Origin of the sequence: Methylicorpusculum sp. (assembly GCF_030651835.1) — a bacterium.
Lineage (GTDB): Bacteria > Pseudomonadota > Gammaproteobacteria > Methylococcales > Methylomonadaceae > Methylicorpusculum.
This window is the reverse complement of the sequence record NZ_JAUSBX010000127.1, coordinates 1-5,387: the sequence shown is the minus strand read 5'-3', so window position 1 is coordinate 5,387 and position 5,387 is coordinate 1. Positions and strand designations below refer to the sequence as shown.

At 50.9% G+C, this 5,387-nt stretch carries 5 protein-coding genes; 4 read left to right on the top strand and 1 reads right to left on the bottom strand.

Features of this window, described 5'->3' with window-relative positions:
* Positions 1-103 precede the first annotated feature (103 nt).
* The gene (locus tag Q7V32_RS16495; protein ID WP_304898075.1) at positions 104-718 is read right to left on the bottom strand and encodes a LysR family transcriptional regulator; all 615 of its coding nucleotides are present in this window, start codon (positions 716-718) and stop codon (positions 104-106) included.
* A gap of 248 nt (positions 719-966) precedes the next feature.
* On the opposite strand from Q7V32_RS16495, the gene amoA reads away from it, so the two are divergent.
* From amoA to Q7V32_RS16475, 4 genes are read left to right on the top strand one after another with little or no spacing between them, the layout of a single operon-like run.
* Positions 967-1,719: a bacterial ammonia monooxygenase, subunit AmoA gene (amoA, locus tag Q7V32_RS16490; RefSeq protein WP_304898074.1), complete on the top strand. Its 753-nt coding sequence runs from the start codon at positions 967-969 to the stop codon at positions 1,717-1,719.
* A gap of 12 nt (positions 1,720-1,731) precedes the next feature.
* On the top strand, positions 1,732-2,970 hold the full coding sequence (gene amoB / locus Q7V32_RS16485) for a bacterial ammonia monooxygenase, subunit AmoB (RefSeq protein ID WP_304898073.1): 1,239 nt from the start codon (positions 1,732-1,734) through the stop codon (positions 2,968-2,970).
* Positions 2,971-2,984: 14 nt separating this feature from the next.
* Positions 2,985-3,758, top strand: a complete 774-nt coding sequence (gene amoC, locus Q7V32_RS16480) for a bacterial ammonia monooxygenase, subunit AmoC (RefSeq protein ID WP_304898072.1) — start codon at positions 2,985-2,987, stop codon at positions 3,756-3,758.
* 19 nt (positions 3,759-3,777) lie between these two features.
* Complete coding sequence (locus Q7V32_RS16475; RefSeq protein WP_304898071.1) at positions 3,778-5,010, top strand: MFS transporter; 1,233 nt, start codon at positions 3,778-3,780, stop codon at positions 5,008-5,010.
* The last annotated feature ends 377 nt before the right edge of the window (positions 5,011-5,387 follow it).

Here is a 5,387-nt window from a genome sequence, read left to right as displayed (position 1 = left end):
CGGCGCAAATAGGAATGTTTCTCAATTAGACGCAATCAGCGTGTCTGAGCGTTCGATCTGAAGGCAAAATTCCCGGAAAATCGTCATCAAAGCAACGGCGAAATTATAAAAAATTGAGTTTTCTTTCAGACACTAAATAGTCATCCAATGAAGGTGCCTGACGGATTTTCGGATGGTCTGAACGGACTACGCAGGCCATCTGGTCGACAAACAAATGTTCGCAATTTAACTGGGCCGGCGGCTCCAAAACCGACGCAAAACCAAGCACCACATCCAAACTGCCATTTTCCAGAGGCGTCATCGGAAACGCCGATTCCGTGCGCTTGACATGAATATTAACGCCGGGTGCGGTTTGCTCGATCAAACGGGATAACTCAGGCAACAGCAAAAATTCCATGTAATCGGTAGCTGCAATCGTAAATCGGCGCTGGCTGGATGCCGGATCGAATGCTTGCGGCGGTTCCAGCAGTCGGTCCATTTCCAGCAGCAGACTACTCACGGGAGCCACTAACGCCAATGCGCGATCGGTTGGCTGCATGCCGCTTGGCGTTTTGACCAGGAGCGGATCATCCAATTGTTGGCGTAAACGATGCAGGGTGTGACTCATCGCCGATTGCGTGACGAACATGCGCTCGGCAGCACGGGTGACATTGCGTTCCTGCATCAACACATCGAAAGCCAACAATAGGTTCAGATCGAAGTTGCGGAGATTGGACATATTCAATCCTCACCAAAAAAACAGGCTTCATAGTAACCAAAATCCAGAATGTTCGACATGAACAGTCTTGATGGTGGGATGAAGCTTATACATTTAACAAGCGGACGCTTTCACCCTACCTTATACCGCGAGCGCGTCGACTAGCCATTCAGGTTTTAACCCCCCAAGGATTGCCAGCGGTTGGCGACCCGCCCAATCGATCATACGACACCTGTCGTTTACTCCAAGACACCCTAGGGGAATCTACTATGTCCGCACAAATTCCAATTTCAACGTTTAAACCCTACCAAGGCGAAAAAGCCCGGCTGGCCAGAGCCTACGATTATCTGATCTTGGTTTTGGCCCTGTTTTTATTCATAGGTTCGTTTCATCTGCATTTTGCCCTGACCGTCGGCGACTGGGACTTCTGGGTCGACTGGAAGGACAGGCAATGGTGGCCGTTGGTGACACCGCTGATCGGCATTACCTTTCCCGCCGCCGTGCAAGCCGTCTTATGGGATAAGTTTCGACTGCCTTTCGGTGCAACCTTATGCGTCACCGCGTTATTGCTGGGCACCTGGGTTACCCGCGTATTTGCCTATCACTACTGGAATTTTTTCCCCATCAACATGGTGTTGCCAGCGACCATGGTGCCGGGTGCATTAGTGCTCGACGCGCTGTTGATGTTAACCAATAGTTTGACCATTACTTCCATCTTTGGTGGAGCGGCCTTTGCGCTGTTGTTTTACCCCAGCAACTGGCCTATCTTCGGCATGTTCCATCAACCGATCGAAGTTGCCAATAGTCAGCTCACGATTGCCGATTTGTTCGGTTTTCAATATATCCGTACCGGCATGCCGGAATACCTGCGCATCATCGAACGCGGCACTTTACGAACCTATGGTCAGTATGCGACGCCGCTGTCTGCATTCTGTTCGGCGCTGCTGTGTTCACTGATGTACCCGCTGTGGTGGCATATCGGCAAGTGGTTTGCCAGTACCCGTTATCTGACCAAAATTTAAGGAGCAGCCCTCATGAAAACGCATTTTAAAACTTGGCTGTTAGCCTTAATCGCTCTCACTGTATTGTCCGGTTTATCGATGCCATCCGCCCAGGCTCACGGCGAGAAAGCCTTGGAGCCGTTCATCAGGATGCGGACTATTCAGTGGTACGACGTGCAGTGGTCTACACAAAAATTCAACGTCAATGATGAAGTCAGCGTCAGCGGCAAGTTTCATGTCGCCGAGGATTGGCCGATTAGTGTACCCAAGCCGGAAGCGGCATTTTTAAATATTTCCACCCCCGGACCGGTTTTGATTCGTACCGAGCGTTATCTGAACGGTAAACCCTGGACCAACTCGGTAGCCTTGCAGCTGGGCGGCGATTACGAATTTAAGGTGGTTATGAAAGGACGTTTGCCAGGGCGTTATCATATCCATCCGTTTTTTAATCTGAAAGACGCTGGACAGGTTATGGGTCCCGGCGTTTGGCTGGAAATCGGCGGTAATCCAGATGATTTTAGCAATACGGCTACAACTATCAGCGGTGAAATGATCGACATGGAAAGTTTCGGTTTCGCCAATGGCGTGTTCTGGCATCTGTTTTGGGGCGCATTGGCGGCCGCCTGGCTATTATGGTGGGTACGTCGGCCTTTGTTTATCAGCCGTTACCGAATGCTGGATGCGGGTTTGGAACATGAGCTGATTACCCCGCGAGATAAGTTGATTGCCAAGGGGTTGTTAGTCGGCGTACCGGTCTTGGTGTTGGTGCTGAATTCCGTCACGACCAATCGTTATCCGGATGCCATCCCACTGCAAGCCGGACTGGATCAAATTTTACCGTTACCGGCGCAAGTCAATGCCGGGACCGTGAATGTGGACACGCTAAAAGCGGAATACAACATCGCTCAGCGCGCCATGGTGGTTCTGGTCAAGGTTGACAACCGTAGCCAAGGCGCGGTTCGGATTGGTGAATTCTCCAGCTCTAACGTGCATTTCATGAATGCCGATGTTTCTGATGTCGGTTACATCCCCGGCAAGGACGACGTCAGCAACAACGGACTGAGCCTGGATAACGCCTTACCCATAGCGCCTGGGGAACAACGCACCGTCACCATCGAAGTGCGCGATGCCGCCTGGGAGTCGGAGAAACTGGATGGCCTAATTCGCGATGCGGATTCCCGTATGGGTGGTTTGCTGTTTCTTTACGACGACGTGATGGGCATGCGTTATATCTCCAGCATTTCCGCTGCCGTCATTCCAAAATTCATTTAACTCAGGAGCAGAACATGGCTACCACGACAGAACACGTTAGCTTAAGCACCGAAAACCCAAAATCATTGCCTTGGTATTTAATTGACTTACCCAAATATTTAAAGGGCTTTGCCCTATTAACCGTTATCTACGTCAGTTTACGGCTGTATCAGGGCGCTTTTGCCATAGCGCACGGTTTGGATTCCACGGAACCGGCCTTCGAGCAATACTGGATGCGGCTGTTTTATATCGAACTGGTGATTATCGCCGCCGTTGCCAGCGGCTTTTGGGGTTATTTATGGCTGTCGCGCGACCGACAACTGGATCAACTGGAACCCAAGGAAGAGATTCGCCGCTATTTCACCTTGACGATGTGGATCAGCATTTACACCTTTGCGGTGTACTGGGCGGGCAGTTATTTTGCCGAGCAAGACAATTCCTGGCATCAGGTGGCAATCCGCGACACGCCGTTTACCGCCAATCACATCATCGAATTTTACTTCAACTTCCCGCTCTACGTGATCCTGGGCGGTTGTGCCTGGCTGTATGCCAGAACTCGCTTGCCCTTGTATGCCAAAGGCATCTCGCTACCGTTGACCTTAGCGGTGTTTGGGCCGTTCATGATTTTGGTCAGCGTCGGTTTCAATGAGTGGGGACATACCTTTTGGTTTCGCGAGGAATTCTTCGCGGCACCTATTCATTGGGGCTTTGTAATCGGGGTATGGTTTGCCTTGGGCGTCGGCGGCATCCTGCTGCAAGGAGTTACCCGGCTGATTGAACTGCTGGACAAAATCGAAGACGCCGAATAAGTTCATCATGAATCTTTCCATGACGCGGAGCGCACCCGGCCGAGTGCATTATGCCTGGATCGTGTTGGCGGTGACCTTCCTGTGTTTGTTTGTCGCCGCTGCACTCCGCGCGTTACCCGGCATCTTGATGCTTGGACTTGAACAGGAATTCGGTTGGAGTCGGCCAGCAATCAGCGGCGCGATATCCGTCAATTTATTGATGTTTGGGTTTTCCGGGCCGTGGCTGGGTCGATGGATGGATCTCTACGGTCCTAAGCGTATTTGCGTCATCAGCATTGCGCTATTAACTCTGGCCGCGGGCGCTTGTACGCTGATTGAGCAACTCTGGCAGTTCTATTGCTTATGGGGCTTGATTGTCGGAATTGGTTCCGGAGGCACCTCCATCGTACTGGGTTCGGCATTGATCAATCGCTGGTTTCTGGAAAGACGTGGCTTGGCACTGGGTATTCTGGGGGCTGCATTTTCATCTGGGCAATTGATCTTTACACCCTTGGTGATGCAGATCAATACCGATTTAGGCTGGCGTCCTGCGCTGCTGATTCTGGCGGGACTGTTGGGGTTGCTCGTGTTGCCGCTGGCGGCATGGTTATTGGCAGACGAGCCTGAGCAAAAAGGTCTACGTGCTTTTGGCGCCCCATCTCTAGAGCACACCACCCCGCAAGATAAAGTGATTGGTATGCGGAATGTGGTTGCTCAAGGCCAGTTTTGGTTGCTTGCGCTCAGTTTTGCGATTTGCGGCTTTACGACATCGGGGCTTTTTCAAACCCATTTGATACCGCATGGCATCGAACACGGTTTCTCCGAAATGACCATGGCCATGTCGTTAGGCTTAATGGGTGCTACCGACATCGTGGGGACTCTGTTGTCGGGCTGGCTATGCGATCGTTTTAACCATCGCAAACTGCTGGGTTTTTATTATGCGTTGCGTGGTTTGTCCTTGATCGGCTTGCCTTATGTCGAGACGACTGAGCAGCTAATGCTGTTTTCTGTGGTCTACGGCTTGAACTGGCTTTCCACGGTACCGGTCACTTCGACCTTAACTGCCGATTTGTTCGGTAGACGTAACGTGGGCGTGGTGTTTGGCTGGATTTGTTGTGCGCATCAAATCGGTGCTGCCGCAGCCGCCTATTTTGCTGGGTATCTACATAGCCTGCTGAGTAATTACAACTTGGCTTTTGTTTGCTCGGGCATGTTTGCTCTATTGGCTACTTTGATTGTTACGAGAATTCGCGACTCATCCGGCGCTGAATGATGTGTGGGCAAAACAGGATAGAGTTGATGGGTTATTGCTCTGTTGTTTGAAGAACTGCCAATGTCAGCTAAATATATTACAAAAGACATAGGCGTTGACAAACATGACCGTCGCTTTTGGGTCGGTTGGAGTCGATCAAAAAATAAAAAATTGCCTATTCCGAGTGGCCGCTTTATTAAAGTGCCAGCGGTTGAGTGCACTCCCAACGAAGAAAATCTTTACACTGGGTAGCTCTCGCTTTTTGGAAAAAATTCCATGTTGCCATTCCCTATCAGGAGAGTAAGGCACTTTTGGCAGCTATATAAGGTGTGGATTGACCACACTTGCAAGATGTGGGCGGACAGTAACCTTTATGTCGACATCCTGATCCAGGCGTT

Bases quoted from the DNA above. Each gene is read 5' to 3' on its own strand.
- amoA (WP_304898074.1), top strand. From the start codon at position 967: ATGTCCGCACAAATTCCAATTTCAACGTTTAAACCCTACCAAGGCGAA.
- amoC (WP_304898072.1), top strand. From the start codon at position 2,985: ATGGCTACCACGACAGAACACGTTAGCTTAAGCACCGAAAACCCAAAA.
- amoB (WP_304898073.1), top strand. From the start codon at position 1,732: ATGAAAACGCATTTTAAAACTTGGCTGTTAGCCTTAATCGCTCTCACT.
- Q7V32_RS16475 (WP_304898071.1), top strand. From the start codon at position 3,778: ATGACGCGGAGCGCACCCGGCCGAGTGCATTATGCCTGGATCGTGTTG.
- Q7V32_RS16495 (WP_304898075.1), bottom strand. From the start codon at position 718: ATGTCCAATCTCCGCAACTTCGATCTGAACCTATTGTTGGCTTTCGAT.